Below are 3,496 nucleotides of genomic sequence, written 5' to 3'. Positions count from 1 at the left end.
GGGGGCAGATGTATCAGGCGTTGATCGACGCGGAGGACGGCTCGCTGGCGTACGGCAAGGCGCCCGGCAACCATCTGTGGCGTGCGTTTTCCCTGGTGTCGGCGTGCGCCGGTGCCTGCTTCTTCGGAACCACGGTGTTGCAGCACGGAGACTTCCTGCTGCGGTCCGACAACGGACTGATCGGGCTCGGTGCCGTCGGGCTCGCGCTCGCCGGATTCGTGGCCTGGGGCTATCGCCAGTTCCGGCACGGTGGCGTGATCGAGGAGGGCAGCGGCCTCGCTCGGGATGCCGCGGAGCCCTCGCTAAGCGAATCGGTACAGCAGTACGTGGAAGAATTCCGGTGACCTTGCGACTGATAGGCCTCGACTGCCCGGCGTGCGGCTCGGCGATGCGCGGTGATCGCAACGACGTACTGTTCTTTTGCCCCCACTGTGGCTCGGGTGCGCTGCTCGAGGATGACGGCCTCCAGACCGTCGAGTCGACCGCGCTGTTGCCGAGTCCTGGCCGCCACTCGAGGGTCTGGAAGCCGGCCTGGATCATCGAGGCCGAGATCACGGTCGACGACAGGATTCGGGCCGACGGCCGCCGGACGCGGGGCCGGAGGGACACACAGACCTTCGTCATGCCGGCCTTTCTCTTGCCGCTCGATGACCTCATCCGACTTGCCCGCGCGCTGTCCGAGGCGGCAGGTAGCGTGGGGGAGGTGCCGCGCGAGCCGATCCGTGGCGGCACCCTGACGCTCGAGGACGCCCTGACGCTGTGCCGCCACATCGTGGTCGGAGACGAGGTGCGCAGGTCGGACATGCTGGCTTCGGTTCAGGTCGAGGTGCAGGAGAAAGAGCACCGCCTGGCCGCGATACCGTTCGAGGAGACGAGAGATGGGCTGCGCTGTGCCGTGACCGGTGTCGCGGTTCGGTCTGTCGACCGCCGCCCGTGATGGTGGCAGGACCAGGCTCACATCGTGGTAGGCTCGAATGGTGTTTCGGGAGTAGCGATCGTGATAGCTGGGACATGGATCAACACCCTGAATAACAGGGATCCGTAGGCCGTGGTCCAACACGTCTGGAGTTCACGGCATCTCCTCGGAAAATACGGCGATTCTCACAAGAATCGCCAATGTCATTCCAAGAAGAATACACGTCAAGTGCGACGTGCGAGAGAAAGAAGTGTGCAACCTATCGGAGAGAAGAATGATGCAGCCAGAGGGCTCATCTAATGGCAGTCCCAGGGAAGAGATTTTCCTTCATCATTCTCTCGTTAATCCTGGTTCTGGCCTGTGTGATCCGCATCAAAGGGATTTGGTTTGGCTACCCCCTCCCGGTACATCCTGATGAACCAAAGTTGGTGGAAACCGCGTTGAACATGATTAAGAGTGGGGATTTCAACCCACACTTTTTCAATTATCCTTCACTGAACATATATCTTCTAGATCTTGTCTATAAAGCCGCAATTCTTGGTTTCGAACATTTTTCACACTTGACGATGGAAAATATTCCGAAAATCTGGTTCTATCTTATCGGAAGAGCATTCACTGTATTCCTTTCAGTGTCCACCATTGTTGTCGTCTACGCAATCGGACGACGACTGTTTTCCTCTTACCATGGATTGATGGCTGCATGTTTTGTTGCTGCGTCTTTCTTACATATAGTAAACTCCTTTACAGTAACGGTTGATTCTTCGGTAGCTCTTTGGATATCTCTTGCGACGTTATCGGCAGTATTGATCTTTACCGAAGGCAAAAGGTATCGGTATTACGTTTTGGCCGGCGCCTGTGTGGGGCTCGCAATCAGCTGCAAGTACATAGCGTTTGTCAGCGTGCTCCCGGTGTTGATTGCACATTTGCGAGTGAGTCGGAACAGGGGTGAAATCCTGGATCGATACATTCTCTCGTCGCTACTTGTGATCCCGATATCCTTCGTTGCAACTACGCCTTATTCTGTGCTCGATTACCACGCGTTCTTTCAGGCGATCGATTACGAAGGTCGCCACTATAGCGTCGGTCATCCCGGGTTTGAAGCCGCCGAGTCACGCTCATTCATGATGTATGTAAGGTATCTGATTGGAACGGGATATGGATACGTGCCGACGCTTTTTGCGGCGATCGGAGGTGTATGTCTCCGCAGGAAAGACGTTTGGAAGGGGGCGCTGCTCTTGGCGACTCCAGTTGTGTTAGTTGTCTTGGTTGGAAGGTTTCGCGTGTTTTTTCCGAGAAACGTTGTGGCGGTTGTTCCGTTTCTCGCGCTTTTCAGTGGCTATTTCTTGGCACTGCTGTATGAGTGGTGGGAGGAGAGGTTTGTGGGCGCTGTGGATGGGCGTAGGATTGTTATTTTCGGATCGGTAGCGCTTTTTGCTGGAATCACCGTGGGCAGCATCATTCCGAATGTCTTGACGAGCCTCGATTATATTCGACAGGTAACTTTGCCGGACACGAGATGGGTTAGTCTTCTGTGGATTCGGGATAATGTTCCTGTTGGGTCAAATATTGGAAGAGAGTTTTACACGCCGCCAGTGGAAGAGTATTCAGAGGATTTTAGGGTGAGCTGCCTGGGGTATTTTGCAGTGGTACGGAAACCCCGTGAGGTTATGAAGCAGGATTTCATGATCCTCAGCAGCGGTGATTACGGACGGTTTCTCGAGGCTGAGGAAATGTACCCGCGTGAAGCTGAGAGTTACCTCGAGTTTTTCAGAGAACACCAACTCGTAAAGGAGTTCTCTGCCGATCGACTGTCGTTGAACGGTCCGAAGATCAGTGTGTACAAGATCAGGAGGACGACGAACGATGGTGAGTGATGCCTGGAGGGGCTGGGACCGGCGGAGGTGAGCCGACGAGAGCGAGTGGGCGCGACGTTTTTCACTGTAATTAAAGGTTTCTTGGTCGTCATTGATCGATAGCGCAGCTGGGGAAGACTTCAGTTGGGGGCGGGAATTGTCGGCCCGAACAAGGGATCCGCTCCCGCGTGGCTGACGTGGCAGGTAGGAAGAGCGGAACGCGGGTCAGTTTCCTGCGAAACCGAGGCGACCGAGAAGTTCCTCAAGGCGCTGATCGTAACGGTTCGGGTCCCATACTGGCCAGACCTTGGTCATGAACAGGTCCGCCGTTCCCCTCTCCGGCCTGGGGTTGCCAGGCCTGCTAACTCGCGGGGGTGAATGGTGGGAGGGCGCGGAGGGGGCCGCGAGTCTGTGATGGGTGGGTGCGGGGAAGACTCTTTGGCAAAGGCCACCTATCGCTGCTGACGGTGAGTTCAGACCCGCCCGCTCAATAGGCCACCCTCGAACCCTGGGCACCCAAGACTGGGCGGGGAAGGTTCAATGACAATGACGATGAGGATGAGGAGCGCGCTCCCGGGGGGTGGGTGAGCTCAAAGCGCAGAGCTCACAGCTCATGGCTCCGGGCGAGTGGGAGCTTACGGCTCATAGCGTATAGCTTATGGCTCCGTCTCCCCGAGAATTTGTGTCGTGTACTCGAGCACGATGTCGCGCCAGGCACCGGTGGCGC

Annotated in this window: 3 protein-coding genes; all 3 read left to right on the top strand. The window is 56.7% G+C overall.

All coding sequences use genetic code 11. The features are described from left to right. Positions 1-344, top strand: a 344-nt coding sequence (locus ACWVCN_RS05225; RefSeq protein ID WP_455244465.1) for a hypothetical protein, incomplete at its 5' end; no start/stop codon positions are given. Next, positions 341-937 (top strand): hypothetical protein, encoded by a 597-nt coding sequence (locus tag ACWVCN_RS05220; RefSeq protein WP_455244464.1) that lies wholly within the window; start codon positions 341-343, stop codon positions 935-937. The genes ACWVCN_RS05225 and ACWVCN_RS05220, both read left to right, overlap by 4 nt. Positions 938-1,215: 278 nt before the next feature. Then, positions 1,216-2,790 carry an ArnT family glycosyltransferase gene (locus ACWVCN_RS05215; RefSeq protein ID WP_455244462.1) on the top strand — a complete coding sequence of 525 codons (1,575 nt, stop codon included), beginning with the start codon at positions 1,216-1,218 and terminating at the stop codon, positions 2,788-2,790. The last annotated feature ends 706 nt before the right edge of the window (positions 2,791-3,496 follow it).

This window comes from Petrachloros mirabilis (assembly GCF_975968855.1).
This window is presented reverse-complemented; position numbering and strand designations above follow the sequence as displayed.

Coding starts and splice junctions, on each gene's coding strand:
- ACWVCN_RS05215 (WP_455244462.1), top strand. CDS start 1,216: ATGGCAGTCCCAGGGAAGAGATTTTCCTTCATCATTCTCTCGTTAATC.